Below are 14,862 nucleotides of genomic sequence, written 5' to 3'. Positions count from 1 at the left end.
ACTCAGTATCGTTTCGTGATACGAAGTCTTTCCGTTTTTTTATAGGTCAAACAGTAAGCCGATTGCCAGCGCCAATAAGACGGCGAAAGCACCACCTGCAAGTGAGCCAGCGACATTGACGGCATCGTTGTTCCAACCAGCGCGACCGCGGATTCGGATGGCTGGCTTACCGCAGTGACGGGCCTGCTCGATTTCTCGACCGCAAACGCTGCAACGGTACATTTGTTGCCATGTTGCACCGATCCATGAATCGACCAGTGACCCTACCAGGCCCGCCAGTCCTGCTATGCCGATCCACGCTGCCAGTCTAAGAGCAGGTGTGATCACATCCGGCGCGGGTTGACCGGCTACGGCAAGCAGCAACCACGCTACGCCGCCGATAAATAGTCCACCGGCAAGCGAAGCACCCATGCCCAGACTAGAAACACCGCCAGAAGTACCAGGCGCAACTCGCTGCCCCGTCTTGATCGATCGCGGAGGCTTCCGGCTCAAGCCGCCGATTTCTGTCGCCCATGTATCGGCTGTGACCGCCGCCATCACGCCGAGAAACGCGTACCACCAAAACGGATGCGGCCATGCCCAATTTGCCATACATAACAGCAACCCGAGCCCGCCGTTTGCGAGCACCTGGCCAGCATCCCGTCTCCCTGTTTTCTCATAACCACTCTCGGCCTCTTCCTTTTTATGCTTTTTCCACTTGGATAATAAGGTGGACGAGACAAAAAAAGCGATGAGGGAGCCGAACCAGATAGGGCTTCCGAGTGCGTACATCACGGTGCCTAATATCACCGCCGCCAAAAAGCCGGAACCAGACAGCGACCGTTTTACATAAGCCGCCCCCGCAATCCCAGCGCTACAGGCTAGACCGATTAACCATGCCACAGCTTCCCGCCCCCTTTGCTTTGACTATTATACCTCACCGTAGCAGGCAAGATGAGCGGTTTCCTCTAGAAAATGGTAATGACAGAATAGAGGAGTAACGAACACATGGCCATATTGTTTTGCTTATTGTATTTGGCTTTTAACCTATATACATAAAATCATGTAAAAGCGTTTAAACTCAAGTATTGATGAAGCTATTAAGCGTTAGTTTATATGTGGAGACTAGGGATTGGTAAGCTAACGGTGTCGTTGCTGACACCACCCGACCAAGACTAATATTTGTAAAATTCCACATTAAGAACAGTTAGACTGAGTAAAAAGTCCTGTTAAAAAATAAACTTTTCCAATTAAGGTATTTTATACCTATTTTGATTTCGGTTTTACTAGAGTATCACAGTTAGTGGTTTGAAAATTTCGAATTTAGAGGGAGGAGTACGAAAATGAAAAAGTTTATCTCGCTAATGTTGGTAACTCTTTTGGTCATGTTATCTAGTAGTTTTGCATTAGCCCAAACTCCAAGTCAGTCAGAAGGAAGCACTATATATACGCCTGAAAATGCAGCTCTATCAAGTGAAGTATCGCCTACAGCGACCGCTTTGGGCGTTATTCTATGCGACGATATTGATGGAGATACGGCATATTGCAACTGGAATATTAAAGTATCGAATGATTATATTAATTATTCAGCTGTTTGGGTTATTTATGAACAATGGAATTCAAGCACGGGAAGATGGACGACTGTAGACACGGATAGATTTGAATACAAAGTGAATCCTGCGTCCCGATTTATTGAAAATCAAAGCGTTTTTATTGCAGATGAGCCTGGTTATTACCGAGCTAAATTAGGCGGAACCTTTACCACCGTTAATAATGGTGTTTATGTAGCAGGAGCGGATAACCCATCGAATTTTACAATAGAATAATGTTTAAAATGTAGCCGGATCAAGCTCCGGCTACATTTTTAGATTTATAATCTATGTAATATAATCTATGTAATTTACTTGGAGCATACAAGAAGAAAAGGAGAGGTATTCAATTGAATTGGATTAAAAAAAATGAAAGCACAAATATATTCACAAGTAAAGAAGAAACTAAGATCCAAAATAGAAAGATAAGAAAGATTGCACCTTTTGAATCCCCTATTCCAATAACAACACTTTCACAATTTTTCTTATCACTTTCTGCGGTGAACGGACCCGACAACGTACTACATATACCTACTCTTTCTGATGAAAGTCTATTTCAGAAGGCACTAACAGAAATTGGTGGACATTTTGTAGACATTAAAGCTGCTTTTGTAGATGATAAACCCCAGCAGTTAATTTTGAAGGAGATTCAAAAAAAAGCCGTAGAGGAATTGCAAAATTTAGATTTTGAGAGAAAATTAAATCCCATTGTCGCCAACCTGTTTAACACACAATTAAAAATGCAATATTCACACAGGGAGAAAAAAACAATATTTAGAGTCATCCCTTCAGAAGTGATAGTAGCTGATGTCCCAGATTTTGACGAAACTATGGAATTTCTCTGCAAAAGCTATGATGATTTGTTGATTACGCCAACAAATTGGTACCTGACAAATGAATTGAAAGATAGTATAGCTATCAGATACTTTGCACATCGCTGCAAAAATCTCTATTTATGGGTAGATGATTTAAATTCTGAAATCATATATATCCATTTAGAAACCTGAGATGTGGAATTAGGACAAGTTGGTTTTGGGTCCCGATAATAGGTATGTTAACATGCGTCTGAATGTCCAAATTCGGGCGTTTTCCGTCATTTGTGGTGGATTATTCCTTTTCGACTGTCTGGAAATGTCTTCCGGACATGGACAATTCGTGGTTTTATCCTCGGAAGCAAGGTCTCACGATTGCTCCGGATTGCATTAGGTAACCCACTGTTTGATAGAGATTCAATAGCATGCAGTGAAAATGCGTCTACAAGTGGATTATTTTCGAAGGGATAGTGTTTTTTGTTAACCATCACGCCATAGTAAAGTTTCAAGGCAGATAAAAAGATTCACGTTGTACTTCGACTATCCGCTGTAGCGTCTACTACTTGAAATCCATACTTGTGGTGGCGTACTTTACAACACATTTTCTGGATTAAATATTCATAAATCGCTTGCCGGACATGCTCAGGTTTGTCGTTCCATGTTACACCGCTACGTATTTGCCATTGATCTATTTCCAAACTAAAAGATTAATAGGAAAGGAAGGCTGCAACATTCATAGAGGAAATCTCTTCTTTCAATCGTAAGCAGTTAAATAAGTTCCATGTTTGGGGGAAGGCGGGTGGGGGAATGGAAATACGTCATTTTGTCACATTCAAAAAAGTCGTGGAATCGGGAAGCTTCACCCAAGCAGCAGAGCAACTAGGTTACACGCAATCTACAGTGACTTCTCATATTCAGGGGCTTGAAGAACATATAGGGGCGCCGTTGTTTGATCGTATGGGGCGAAAAGTAAAGCTGACGGATGTGGGGAAAAGGTTAATTTGGTATACCGAAGAAATACTAAATACGTATGGCAAGATTGAAAGCATAGCAAGTGACACGGAGGATGTATGAGGAGAGTTGAAAATAGCGGCTCCTGAGTCTATAACGGTCTATCGTTTGGAACCTATCTTGCGTGAATATCGAAAGAAGTATCCCCAGGTGAGTATTCAGCTAAGCAATGCCTCCTGTGGAGATAATCAAAAAGCGTTACTGAATGGAAGTGCGGATGTCGCGTTTGTCATGCTACCGCTATGTTCGAAAATACCTGGAAGACAAGGGCTTGCCTTTTCGCAAATGATGGAACTGTGGAGCATTGAGGCAATCAAACGATGTGTAAGGAGTGGGCTCGGTATCACTTGTTTACCGTTGATGACGGAGTTTATAGCGATAACGTTCCAACATGCAAAAAGTGGGCATAGATAGACGGAAAGGATGATTGGTTATGGGGACTATTCTCAAAGAGAATGCGGTGTCGTTTTTGCAACTGGTAGCGTCGGGGAATGTGCGAGAAGCATACCAAAGATATACGGATCCGAATTTCCGCCACCATAATCCCTTTTTCCGTGGCGATGCTCATTCTCTCATGCTCGCAATGGAAGAGAACGCCGCAAGGAATCCGCATAAGATTCTCGAAGTGAAACGTGCCATCGAAGAGGGGAATATCGTTGCCGTTCATTCTCATGTGAAGCAAAACCAAGAGGATCTTGGGGGAGCTGTGGTTCATATCTTCCGTTTCCATAACGACCAGATCGCCGAATTATGGGATGTAGGCCAACCTATACCGACTGATTCCCCCAATGAGAATGGAATGTTCTAAAATACGAAGTACGGCAGCCAGTACATTTGGCTGCCGGTTGTTTAACTATAGAGGGTCATTTCCTTCTGATGGATATCTAGCACTTCCATTTTCACCATACCGCCAAGATGAAGTGGCACGAGATCAGACAATTCTTTTAGCGCCATATGGAATTCATCGATTCTTGTTTCATCTACTAATTCCATACAGAGGAATGCATTTTTCGTGTTTTCTGTTAGCATCGTTCTCTGAGCTTCCCGCCAATTCCAGCATCTGCATATGGCACCCTCATCATCTTTATAAACAATTTCCCCTTCATAGGGCGAAGCATTTTCATCCTGTCCCAATGGGAGAAACGGTTCCTTGCCATTTGCTTGCGTTAGCCGAATATCGCCAACAAAAGTGTCGATATCTTCTCCACCACAGGGAAATCCATAACGCAAGGAAATGGAATTATAGATGTCAACAAGCGGGTTTATGCTTCCGATCGGATTGCCATTTTTCACTCTTTTTAATAAAGCTTCAATGGAACACCTTGCCCCTTTCTTGGTCTTGAATTTCTGAAAAGCTTCTCGCCAAACGGAAATGACAGGATTACTGCTGAATTCCTCCAGGCGTAAAAATTTGTGTGCTTCTTTTTCTGCCTCCCGCAGCAGCTTCTCGTATTTTTCAACGTCCCTACTTGAATTATCAATCCCCTGACATATCACGATGCCTATTTTTGCATGCTGAAATAACGACCAGAAATCATCTTCTACGATAAATCTAGACATAACCTATCTCTCCGTTTCATTTCATTGATTATGTTTTGGAGGGGCTCGCAAAGGCGGAGAAAATCCCCAGAGCAATATAGAAATAACCAGTGACCCGATTCATTACCTTCGAACTCGTTGTACTACCCACAATCCGCTTTCTCATACTTGCTGCGAGAACGGCATACAGACCATCGCTAATAAAAGCAAGGATAATAAATATCGTTCCTAACAACAAAAATTGAACGGTGACTGACCCAGCAGTAGGTGCGATAAATTGCGGAAAGAAGGCTAAAAAGAAGAGTGCTGTCTTGGGGTTCATTACCTCCACAAGCGCTGATTCGTAAAAAATCTTTCGTAATTTTTTGCGAGGGGCTTTTGGAATTTCGGAAGTAGTGCTATCAGATTTTGAAAATAATGTCTTGCACCCTAAATAGATAAGATAAGCAGCGCCCAAGTATTTTACGATATGGAAGGCTGTTGCTGATGTCATAAGGATCGCAGAAACTCCGATTGCTCCAGCTAAAACGTGAACAGAACCACCAAGAGACACTCCTAGAACTGATACTAGACCTGCTTTCTTCCCTTGATCAATACTTCTTGCCATAATATAGAGCACAGCTGGTCCAGGTATGATTAACAATGTAGAAGCGGCAACGACAAATAGCCAAATAGTTGAAAACTCCATAAGAAGCAACTCCTTGTTGTATCTATAGGCTGATCACTTGAATAACTCTTTTCGTTGCTCACGCATCCACTGAGCAACCTGAATTTCCTCTTGATCCTTTGATTTTTCAAGCTCTGTCACAATTGATTGATAATCGGTGTTGTTGCGATTTTGGCTCATTTTGGCTGCCCCTTGGATCGAGGTGATTTCAATTTCAAAACCAACGATTCCTTTCATTTCTCTCTCAAGCAATTCAGGGTCAAATGTCTCCCAGAGCCGACCATTTTCTCGGTGAGATTCATAGTGTGTCAGCATCGTATCCAAAGCCGACTTGAGTTCATCCTTCGTGAGAATACGTGCTGTCCCATACGCATGTACAGCGAGATAGTCCCATGTGGGAACCTGTTCACTCTCATACCAGCTTGACGAAATATAAGCGTGCGGTCCTTGAAAAATCAGCAAAACATCTCTATCGTTATCCAACGTTTTTTTCTGCATGTTTCCGTATGCGATGTGCCCAGTCGCATAGATTTTCCCGTCCTCTTCACGAATTTCCAACGGGATATGTGTAGCCAACGGGCGATGTTCATCAACCGTAATCAATAGGGCAAACGGGTTAGCCTTCATCATCTGAACGGCCTCATCATGTTCCATACGATATAGCTTAGGAATGTACATAGGAACCATCCTTTCAACTTGTATTTGAACCAAGCTTATGATACAAACTGACATAAAAAAAGATACAATAACAAACAAATATACATGTCAGAAGGGTTTCAAAATGAAAAATACCATTTTTACATTCAAGGATAGCTCTCCTAAATACAAACAAATCTATGAGAAATTTAAATCGTTTATTGAACAAGGCGACATAAAGGCGGATGAGCCATTGCCCTCCATTCGTCAACTCGCAGATTCCTTACATGTAAGCCGTAATACAACATTAATGGCGTATGAACAGCTTGTTGCAGAAGGGTATATTCGTGGAGAAGGCCGCAAAGGTTATTTTGTGAAGGAGTTAGAGCCCGTTTTATTTCATGAGGCCCGCAGCTCTTCTACTCACAAGCAAGCAGAGCCGGTACCCTCTGTTCGCATTGATTTTCGCGCAGACGTTGTCGATCAATCGCATTTCCCTTTAAAAACGTGGCGGAGGATTTCGAATCAGGTATTGATGGAAAAGGACAGCTTTCGGTACGGGGAACCTTTTGGTGAATGGGGCCTGCGTGAGCAGATTGCAGCCTATTTACTCCAGTCTCGTGGGGTGAGAACAGAACCAGATGCCATCATTATCGGCAGTAGTACCCAACAAATGCTGGTGTATCTCGGTCTTGTCCTGAAACATGATTTTTCTAGCGTGATTGTGGAGGACCCTGGTTATGATGGCGCTAGGAAAGCTTTTCAATTAAATCGTTTTACACTAGAAACGTTACCCGTTTATGAGACAGGTGCTGATTTTTCACACCTGGAACAAATGAAATCACGATTAATTTATGTGGCGCCGTCCCATCACAGTCCATATGGGGTAAGTATGCCCATTCAGCAAAGACATGCACTCATCCATTGGGCAAAAAATAGGCAAGGATATATTATCGAAGACGATTATGATAGTGAATACCGCTATACCCAACAACCATTTCCGGCTCTCGCTTCCATCGATTCAACGAGGGTTATTTATCTCGGAAACTTCTCGAAGTGCTTTCTGCCAGGGATTCGTTTAAGTTATATGGTATTGCCACAGCCACTGATCAACTGTTATAAAAATCAATTCGCACATTTCGAGAGCACCACTTCACTCCTTAGCCAATTCGCCATGGCGAAATTTATGGAAGAAGGGGAATGGAATCGCCATATTAAACGCATGCGTCTTGTCTATAAACGAAAAATGCAGCATTTCGTTAGTGAGTTAAGGAAGCACTTCACACACCATATTTCAATCATTGGGGAGCAGTCTGGTCTGTACGTATTAGTCAAAGTACACCTGGAGCGTTCAGAAGAATGGCTCATTCAACAAGCGTCCCTTCAGGGAGTTAAAGTCTATCCGACTTCACTCTTCTTCATTAAAAACAAAACCGATCACCCAATCGTCAGACTTGGTTTCAGTAATTTATCAACTGATGAAATTCAGCTTGGTGTAAAGCTCTTAACTAAGGCTTGGTTACAAAATGACGGGTTCAATAGCTCAAGCTTTTAGTCGCGAACAAACACCCAAGCTGGCAAGAGAAAAAAGAAGAAATAAGCGAAAGTCTTTGGGATACCAGCCGAAGCGCAATGGAAAAAAAGAAACCTGCCTTTAGCGTCCACCTCTGAAATACTTCGCAGAGGAGCGACTTTGGACGCGGGTTTCTTTTTTTCCATGGAGCTGGGCAGGGATGCCCCCATAGGAGGTAGCCCAAGAACTTGAGCGTTTTCTTCTTTTTTCTCCCCACCACCAAAGGCTCGATTTAAACCCAAAGAAAAAAGGCTCCCCTGAAAAATCAGCGAAGCCCTCGTATCTAACTGGCTACTTTGTTTCTCCCATTCTCTCCAAAGCACCATGCACAATTTTCCCTTTAAACATAACAGCAGCCCGACGAGATTTTCTCGCAATCGCTTCCGCAGAGCAGGAGCTTTCTGCAAACACGATGCTCGCCTCGTCGCCAACCTTTGGCCATGCACGGTTGCCATCTTTATCGAGCGTTGTTTTTCCTCCGGTGATGAAGTACAACGATTGCACCAATGATTTCTCATCGACCCAACGGTAGCGTTCAACCAGACGGTTTAGCTTATCCAGCATATCGCCTGTACCATATGGCGACCACGAATCGTAGAACCCATCATAACCAAGCGCGACTTGTACGCCTTTGGTATGAAGCATCGGAACAGGTGGCATTGCACGATTAATCGGAACGGTTGTCATGATCATTGTTCCCAGCTGGGATAATCGATCTGCCATGTCCGAGGACTCCTCCATCGACACATCTCCGAGCGCAAAGGCATGACTGATTGCCATCCGGTTCTGCCAGCCAGCTTCCTCGGTTAGATCAAGCAGTCTTTTGATCGTATAAAAGCCGAGTGTCCCCGGATCATGCAGGTGAATATCGACATCTGCATCTGCTTCCACCGCAATGTCCATCATTTCACGCAAGGAGCCTTCCAATTCATTATCAATCCCAGCCGGGTCCAAGCCCCCAACCAGTGTAGCGCCTTCCTTCATCGCTTGTCTCATCAAGGAGCTTGCTTGTGTGCGCAACAGCCCCTGCTGCGGGAAAGCAACGATTTCATACGTCAGACGATCACTGTACTCTTCTAGTGCTGCACGCACACCCTCCAGGTTTTTCAGCCCGATGTATGGATCGATGTTGACGTGAGTGCGGACATGAGTGGCACCGCCTTTAATATGGAGCTGGAGCATCGCTTGTGCGCGCTCTTTGGTCGTCCCCGTCATCAGCGGCATTTCTTTTGCTTCGAACTCCAAGCGATCAATCAGTTTTTTCGGAGGGAGGCAGGATTTCCAGGTTGCGCCTGCATACGTTTTATCCAGATGATTATGCTTTTCAACAAAAGAGGGGAGGGCCAATAAACCTTTTGCATCTTCTTGCGGTAAAGGGGTGTCGAGTGGCTCGGTCGCGGATACGATCTCTGCGATTTTGCCGTCTTCGATTTTTAAATGACAGATCTCCGAGATTGTGTGAAAGACGCCGTCGTCTCCTGTTTCAAATCCTTTATCGAGACGGACGTTGGTTAACCAAAAAGCTTGTATCACTAGAAATCAGCCCTTTCTCTATCTTGCAGTAGTGGATGAGAGTTCAGTCTAGCTGTCTCTCTTAATTGTAGTGAATATTTTGAACAAGGGTTTTCATCTTTTTTACTAGTTTTTGCATGATCTTTACGTATTGTATGGAATCTTGCCTGTTTTCGAAAAGGAGTAAAGATTGTGCAAATACACGTAAAGGTTTTGAAACAAATTTTACAGAATATTTCCTATAATAACGAAGGATACAACCAAGTGGAGAGGTCGGAACGAAAAAGAGTGGGGAGGATCATCATGAAAAAGAAAATAACCGCAAAATATGTCATCGGTTTTGACGGCGAAGATCATGTGATTATCAAAGATGGGGAAGTCGTTTACGAGAATGACACCATTTTGTATGTGGGGCACCATTTTGATGGCGAGGTAGATGAAGTAATCGATGCGGGCAATGCAGTAGTCAGTCCGGGCTTCATTGACCTGAATGCGTTGGGTGATATTGATCACGACATCGTACATTTGGAGCAAGCCTCTGCTCGAAACAAAAATATGCTCTGGTCGGAAGACTACTATCGTAAAGGCTACCATGAGGTAATGACCCCTGAGGAAGAGGCATTCAAATCCCTTTACGCCTATAGTCAACTGATTCTAAATGGAGTAACGACAGCGATGCCGATTACATCCGTTTTCTACAAGCGCTGGGCGGAAACTTATGAGGAGCTGGCAGCCGCAGCTGTTCATGCAGGGCGCTTGGGATTGCGTATGTACATGGGGCCGAGCTATCAGTCCGGCATGCGTGTTGTGAAGGCAAATGGAGAGATCGAAGTACTGTGGAACGAAGCAGAAGGACAAGCAGGGCTGGAGCGGGCTGTCCAATTTGTCAAAGATTTCGATGGGGCTCACAACGGACTCATCCGTGGAATGCTGGCACCAGAGCGGATCGAGTCACAGTCTGTAGAGAACCTGATCAACACAAAGCGCTACAGCGAGGAGCTCGGGTGTCCGATCCGTCTGCACGCTGCACAAGGTCTCTATGAATATACGGAAATCCATCGTCGTCACAACAAATCACCGATTCAGTTCCTGAATGAGATCGGCTTCCTCGGAAAGAAAACAGCAATTCCGCACGCACATTTCATTCCAGGCTTTAGTAAAGCGAAATTCGGCGAGGGAGACGATTTGGCGATCCTGCAAGAGACAGGTACGACCGTGATTCACTGCCCGCTCGTAGTAGGCCGCCACGGTGAGGCACTCGAATCGTTTGCCCGTTACAAGCGTCGCGGCGTCAACATCGCGATTGGAACCGATACGTTCCCGCCTGACTTCATCCAAAACATTCGCACAGCCAGCATGCTGTCTCGGGTGGTGGAAGGCGATGTCGCGGATTCCAGCTACGCGGATATTTACCGCGCAGCGACATTGGGCGGCGCACGTTTCCTTGGCAGAGATGATTTGGGACGATTGACGCCAGGGGCAAAAGCAGATATCATTGCCATCGATCTGGACGGTTTCCACATGGGTGCGGTTGATGATCCAATCCGTACGATCATCACGTGTGGCTCAGGCCGTGATGTGAAGCTCTCCATCATTGCTGGGCGCACCGTGATGAAAGACCGCCTCCTGCCAGGAGTTGATCTGGAAGAGATCAGAGTGAAAGGACAGCGTTACTTTGACAAAATGCGTCTAGGCTACGTCGAGCGCGACTATCAACAGCTGGGCGAAAAAGAGCTGTTCAAGCCATCTTTCCCAATCGTAAGCAAACCATAGCTTGAATAAATAGAAGAAGCACAATCTGCTAGAAACGGCGGATTGTGCTTTTTCACTTACCGGATGAATCCGCCTTCGGAATGCATGATTTGTCCCGTAATCCACTCCGCTTCGTCACTTGCCAGAAAAGCGACAAGACGTGCTGCATCCTCGGGCTGACCGATCCGTCCGAATGGAAATTGCTGCAAAAGGTAATGCTTGATTTCGTCGTTCATCCAGCCAGTATCGGTGGGCCCTGGATTTACAGCGTTGACCGTAATCCCTCTCGTAGCTACTTCGGCAGCAAGTGTCGTCGTCAGCGCATCCACGGCTCCTTTTGTTGCCGCATACGCGATCTCACCGACCATCGGGCCTTTGGACTGACCAGATGTCATGTTGATGATTCGGCCTCCGCGTTGTTGGGAGAAGCGACGTGCAAATTCCACACTGAGCATTGTGATTGCCCGCACATTGATGGCATAATGTGTATCCAAACTGGCGATATCCAGCGCCTCGAAGCCGTCATTTGTTGAATGGCAAGCGTTGTTGACGAGAATGCTCGGAGCGCCCAATTGTGCTGTAGCTGCGTCGAGCACCTCCTTGTAGGCATCGGGCTGGGAAAGGTCGACCTCGATCCCGGCGCATCTGACTCCGTAGCGTCTGATCTCTTCCTGCAAGATGGAGGGTTCATCCTTTTGCATTCCATAGGGCATGGATTGGTCATAGGCGGTCCAATATGTATGGAAAATATCGGCTCCGTGTGAGGCAAGCATTTTACAAATAGCAGCCCCAATCCCTTGAAGGCGGCTGGCTCCTGTTACTATGGCAATTTTTCCGTGCAAGCGAAGGTGCGTGGTCATACATATCCCTCCTCATTCTGTCACTATCCATTCCTTTCGGGATACCTATTCCTTTCATCCTGCCTGCGAAGAAAAAAATCGAACACGAAATTTTTGCGAAGTTTTCGCTAAATAACCAGAAATTATAGAGGAAGGACAAACTTACGCTGGAAATCATGCAAAATTGTTGCTATTTTGTATATATAGCAAGTTTCAAATCGCGGATTTCATACTAAGGGAGATGTAGAAGATGGAGTGTCAGTTAACAATTACCCGGACAGAACAGAAAAAAGAGAAACCAGCTTCTGACAAGCTGGGGTTCGGTGTGCATTTTACCGATCATATGTTCACCATGGATTATACTGAAGGTAAAGGATGGCATGATCCACAAATTGTCCCTTACTCTCCGCTGACATTGGACCCGGCAGCAATGGTGTTCCATTACGGACAAGCTGTCTTTGAGGGCTTGAAAGCTTATCGCAATCAAGAGGGCAAGGTTCGCTTGTTCCGTCCTGATCAAAATTTCAAGCGTATGAACCGTTCATTGGAGCGTATGAGCATGCCGCTGATCGACGAGGAATTCATGGTCGAGGCATTGAAACAGCTGGTGGCAGTAGATAAAGAATGGATTCCAACAGAAAGCGGACAGTCTCTCTACATTCGTCCCTTTGTAATTGCGACAGAGCCATGCTTTGGTGTGCGCGCTTCGCATACGTACAAATTGGTGATCGTGCTCTCTCCAGTTGGAGCGTACTATGCGGGTGGCATGAAGCCCGTGAAAATTTACGTAGAAAACAACTATGTTCGTGCGGTAAGAGGCGGAACAGGAAATGCAAAAGTGGCAGGCAACTACGCAGGCGGTCTGAAAGCACAAGTGGAAGCAAAAGAAAAAGGCTATGAGCAAGTGCTGTGGCTGGATGGCGTAGAGAACAAATATATTGAAGAAGTAGGCAGCATGAACGTGTTCTTCAAGGTAAAAGGGGAAGTGTGGACCCCAGCATTGAACGGCAGCATCCTGGAGGGTATCACGAGAGATTCGACCATCCAATTGCTCAAGGACTGGGGAATTCCAGTCGTAGAGAAGCGGATTTCCATGGAAGACCTGCATACCGCTTACGTCAATGGTGAGCTGGAAGAAGCATTCGGCACGGGAACAGCAGCTGTTATTTCCCCAGTCGGTGATCTGAACTGGAACGGACATCAGATGATCATCAACGGTGAAAAAACAGGGGAACTGACCACGAGACTGTACGACGAGATGACAGGGATCCAGTACGGTGAGCGTGAAGACAAGTTTGGCTGGTCGGTAAAGGTGACAGAATAGTCACGCCAGCAATATAAGAGGCATAGCCTTCTCTTTTTCGGGAGAGGGCTATGCCTTTTTTGAGCTGGAGAAGGAGCACTCAATTTCGCGTGGGTACTGGTAAGTCCAAGTATTTCACCTCTTGACAGGAATTGTGTAAAATATTACCTTTTGTGGTAATACCACAAAGATTTGCTGTAGGACCAGCAATGCAGGGAGGGAAACATGACAATGGAGAAAAAAGGGGGAAGGAAGGAACGGTCGTCGGATCAAATTGAGAAGAAATTAATCAGAGCAATTTTGACCCGAGAGTATCCTGCAGGAAGTACGCTACGGCCGGAACGGGAGTTGGCAGAATACTACGGAGTAGGTCGGCCAACCATTAGAGAAGCACTGCAACGCTTGGAAAGAGATGGATGGATCACTGTGCGGAAAGGACATCCGGCAATTGTCAACGATTATTGGCATCAAGGCAATATAATGACCCTAGTCCATATCATTCAAAACCACGACGATGTTACGGATGAGTTTATTTCGTACTTGCTGGAACTGCGGATATCGTTGGCGCCTGTTTACATTCGTAACGCAGTTGCTGCTCATCAGCCGAAGGTGGTCGCATTGCTTGCCAATCTCGATCAACTGAAACCTGATGCTGATTCTTATGCAGCGTTTGACTGGGAGTTACAGAAAAATCTGACGAGGCTCTCCCCAAATCCTATCTATTTACTGATTGTAAACAGTTTTGATTCCTTTTACCTAAAAATGGCACGAAAGTATTTTTCCACCCCGGAACACCGCGAGGCATCTTGGCATTATTACCATGAACTTTTGAACGTCGCTTTACAAGGTGATTACATCGAAGCAGAGCGTGTAGCCAGAAAGGCAATGGAAAAAAGTTTGGAGCTGTGGAGAAACCGAACCGTGTTGGAACAAGACAAGTGAAGGAACACAAGAGGAGGGCGTTTTTGTTGAAGGCAAAGTATCTAAAGGAATTCTTTACGTTTCCGGATATCCTCATCATGAGCATCCTATTTCTGATTAGCTTGTCTATCACTCTTTCTGAATGGTACGTGTTGAAAACATGGGTGGCACTCGTGGCGGGGATGATTGGATATGCGGCAAGCGAATACTTGTTTCATCGATTTCTCTTTCACCTCAAACCGCCTCGAAACCCATTTTTTCTCCAAATGTTAAAGCGCTTACATTATGATCATCACGCCGATCCCAACAACTTGCACCTGTTATTCTTGCCCGTGTGGTACAGCTTGCCGCTCATTGCAGGAACCGGAGCCATTTGTTATCTGCTCACTTCTGACGTGATTGTGACCAATGCCTTTGTTACAGGCGTGATCGGATTTCTGCTATTTTATGAATGGACGCATTATATCGCCCACCGCCCGGTTCAACCCATCTCTCCATGGGGGCGCTGGATGAAAAAGCTCCATCTATGGCATCACTTCAAAAACGAACATTATTGGTACGGTGTTACCAGCCCTGTTTTTGACGCAATGCTGGGAACTTACAAGAATGAACAGGATGTCGAGAAAAGTTCGACCGTGAGGGATCTGGAAAGACGGTGGGACAAAGATGTTGAACTATAAATGTTCTTTCATGCACGGCCATCCCTTTTTGAGGGATGGTTTTTTATCT

Annotated in this window: 15 protein-coding genes and 1 pseudogene; 9 read left to right on the top strand and 7 right to left on the bottom strand. The window is 45.3% G+C overall.

Annotated features, from left to right (window positions below):
- Nucleotides 1-39: 39 nt before the first annotated feature.
- Complete coding sequence (locus HP570_RS08065) at nucleotides 40-882, bottom strand: DUF92 domain-containing protein (protein ID WP_173625395.1); 843 nt, start codon at nucleotides 880-882, stop codon at nucleotides 40-42.
- Between the two features lie 440 nt (nucleotides 883-1,322).
- Here HP570_RS08065 and HP570_RS08060 point away from each other — a divergent pair, with 440 nt between their 5' ends.
- The 4 genes and pseudogenes from HP570_RS08060 (at nucleotide 1,323) to HP570_RS08045 (ending at nucleotide 4,199) form a co-directional block, all read left to right on the top strand.
- Nucleotides 1,323-1,805 (top strand): hypothetical protein, encoded by a 483-nt coding sequence (locus tag HP570_RS08060; protein WP_173625394.1) that lies wholly within the window; start codon nucleotides 1,323-1,325, stop codon nucleotides 1,803-1,805.
- Nucleotides 1,806-1,918: 113 nt separating this feature from the next.
- Nucleotides 1,919-2,575 (top strand): hypothetical protein, encoded by a 657-nt coding sequence (locus HP570_RS08055; protein WP_173625393.1) that lies wholly within the window; start codon nucleotides 1,919-1,921, stop codon nucleotides 2,573-2,575.
- A 612-nt stretch (nucleotides 2,576-3,187) separates the two neighbouring features.
- Nucleotides 3,188-3,754 (top strand): annotated as a pseudogene (locus HP570_RS30030) (LysR family transcriptional regulator); the annotation flags it as partial.
- Between the two features lie 70 nt (nucleotides 3,755-3,824).
- Nucleotides 3,825-4,199, top strand: coding sequence for a nuclear transport factor 2 family protein (locus HP570_RS08045; protein WP_173625392.1), 375 nt, complete (start codon nucleotides 3,825-3,827; stop codon nucleotides 4,197-4,199).
- 41 nt (nucleotides 4,200-4,240) lie between these two features.
- Here HP570_RS08045 and HP570_RS08040 read toward each other — a convergent pair whose 3' ends face one another.
- From HP570_RS08040 to HP570_RS08030, 3 genes are read right to left on the bottom strand one after another with little or no spacing between them, the layout of a single operon-like run.
- Nucleotides 4,241-4,951 carry a B3/B4 domain-containing protein gene (locus HP570_RS08040; protein WP_173625391.1) on the bottom strand — a complete coding sequence of 237 codons (711 nt, stop codon included), beginning with the start codon at nucleotides 4,949-4,951 and terminating at the stop codon, nucleotides 4,241-4,243.
- A gap of 28 nt (nucleotides 4,952-4,979) precedes the next feature.
- Nucleotides 4,980-5,618 (bottom strand): LysE family translocator, encoded by a 639-nt coding sequence (locus tag HP570_RS08035; protein WP_012685301.1) that lies wholly within the window; start codon nucleotides 5,616-5,618, stop codon nucleotides 4,980-4,982.
- A 33-nt stretch (nucleotides 5,619-5,651) separates the two neighbouring features.
- Nucleotides 5,652-6,275: an FMN-binding negative transcriptional regulator gene (locus HP570_RS08030; RefSeq protein ID WP_012685302.1), complete on the bottom strand. Its 624-nt coding sequence runs from the start codon at nucleotides 6,273-6,275 to the stop codon at nucleotides 5,652-5,654.
- A gap of 103 nt (nucleotides 6,276-6,378) precedes the next feature.
- Between HP570_RS08030 and pdxR the strand changes: the two genes are divergently transcribed.
- Complete coding sequence (gene pdxR / locus HP570_RS08025) at nucleotides 6,379-7,788, top strand: MocR-like pyridoxine biosynthesis transcription factor PdxR (protein WP_173625390.1); 1,410 nt, start codon at nucleotides 6,379-6,381, stop codon at nucleotides 7,786-7,788.
- Here the strand turns inward: pdxR and HP570_RS08020 are convergent.
- Together HP570_RS08020 and HP570_RS08015 are read right to left on the bottom strand one after the other, a co-directional pair.
- A complete protein-coding gene (locus HP570_RS08020; protein ID WP_173625139.1) occupies nucleotides 7,785-8,048 on the bottom strand; it encodes a hypothetical protein in 264 nt (87 codons plus the stop codon). The two genes, pdxR and HP570_RS08020, sit on opposite strands and share 4 nt — an antisense overlap.
- 49 nt (nucleotides 8,049-8,097) lie before the next feature.
- Nucleotides 8,098-9,339 (bottom strand): amidohydrolase family protein, encoded by a 1,242-nt coding sequence (locus HP570_RS08015; RefSeq protein ID WP_173625389.1) that lies wholly within the window; start codon nucleotides 9,337-9,339, stop codon nucleotides 8,098-8,100.
- Between the two features lie 282 nt (nucleotides 9,340-9,621).
- Here HP570_RS08015 and HP570_RS08010 point away from each other — a divergent pair, with 282 nt between their 5' ends.
- Complete coding sequence (locus HP570_RS08010; RefSeq protein WP_173625388.1) at nucleotides 9,622-11,091, top strand: amidohydrolase family protein; 1,470 nt, start codon at nucleotides 9,622-9,624, stop codon at nucleotides 11,089-11,091.
- A 56-nt stretch (nucleotides 11,092-11,147) separates the two neighbouring features.
- On the opposite strand, the gene HP570_RS08005 is transcribed toward HP570_RS08010, so the two are convergent.
- A complete protein-coding gene (locus tag HP570_RS08005; protein ID WP_173625387.1) occupies nucleotides 11,148-11,930 on the bottom strand; it encodes an SDR family oxidoreductase in 783 nt (260 codons plus the stop codon).
- 229 nt (nucleotides 11,931-12,159) lie between these two features.
- On the opposite strand from HP570_RS08005, the gene HP570_RS08000 reads away from it, so the two are divergent.
- From HP570_RS08000 to HP570_RS07990, 3 genes are all read left to right on the top strand, one after another.
- The gene (locus tag HP570_RS08000) at nucleotides 12,160-13,233 is read left to right on the top strand and encodes a branched-chain amino acid aminotransferase (protein ID WP_012685307.1); all 1,074 of its coding nucleotides are present in this window, start codon (nucleotides 12,160-12,162) and stop codon (nucleotides 13,231-13,233) included.
- 204 nt (nucleotides 13,234-13,437) lie between these two features.
- The gene (locus tag HP570_RS07995; protein WP_173625386.1) at nucleotides 13,438-14,154 is read left to right on the top strand and encodes a GntR family transcriptional regulator; all 717 of its coding nucleotides are present in this window, start codon (nucleotides 13,438-13,440) and stop codon (nucleotides 14,152-14,154) included.
- Nucleotides 14,155-14,180: 26 nt separating this feature from the next.
- Nucleotides 14,181-14,813 (top strand): sterol desaturase family protein, encoded by a 633-nt coding sequence (locus HP570_RS07990; RefSeq protein ID WP_173625385.1) that lies wholly within the window; start codon nucleotides 14,181-14,183, stop codon nucleotides 14,811-14,813.
- The last annotated feature ends 49 nt before the right edge of the window (nucleotides 14,814-14,862 follow it).

Source organism: Brevibacillus sp. RS1.1, from assembly GCF_013284365.1.
Lineage (GTDB): Bacteria > Bacillota > Bacilli > Brevibacillales > Brevibacillaceae > Brevibacillus > Brevibacillus brevis_D.
The sequence above is the reverse complement of the archived record's forward strand: the minus strand, read 5'-3'. Positions and strand labels throughout refer to the sequence as shown.

Bases quoted from the DNA above. Each gene is read 5' to 3' on its own strand.
- HP570_RS08060 (WP_173625394.1), top strand. From the start codon at position 1,323: ATGAAAAAGTTTATCTCGCTAATGTTGGTAACTCTTTTGGTCATGTTA.
- HP570_RS08045 (WP_173625392.1), top strand. From the start codon at position 3,825: ATGGGGACTATTCTCAAAGAGAATGCGGTGTCGTTTTTGCAACTGGTA.
- HP570_RS08040 (WP_173625391.1), bottom strand. From the start codon at position 4,951: ATGTCTAGATTTATCGTAGAAGATGATTTCTGGTCGTTATTTCAGCAT.
- HP570_RS08035 (WP_012685301.1), bottom strand. From the start codon at position 5,618: ATGGAGTTTTCAACTATTTGGCTATTTGTCGTTGCCGCTTCTACATTG.
- HP570_RS08030 (WP_012685302.1), bottom strand. From the start codon at position 6,275: ATGTACATTCCTAAGCTATATCGTATGGAACATGATGAGGCCGTTCAG.
- pdxR (WP_173625390.1), top strand. From the start codon at position 6,379: ATGAAAAATACCATTTTTACATTCAAGGATAGCTCTCCTAAATACAAA.
- HP570_RS08010 (WP_173625388.1), top strand. From the start codon at position 9,622: ATGAAAAAGAAAATAACCGCAAAATATGTCATCGGTTTTGACGGCGAA.
- HP570_RS08005 (WP_173625387.1), bottom strand. From the start codon at position 11,930: ATGACCACGCACCTTCGCTTGCACGGAAAAATTGCCATAGTAACAGGA.
- HP570_RS08000 (WP_012685307.1), top strand. From the start codon at position 12,160: ATGGAGTGTCAGTTAACAATTACCCGGACAGAACAGAAAAAAGAGAAA.
- HP570_RS07995 (WP_173625386.1), top strand. From the start codon at position 13,438: ATGACAATGGAGAAAAAAGGGGGAAGGAAGGAACGGTCGTCGGATCAA.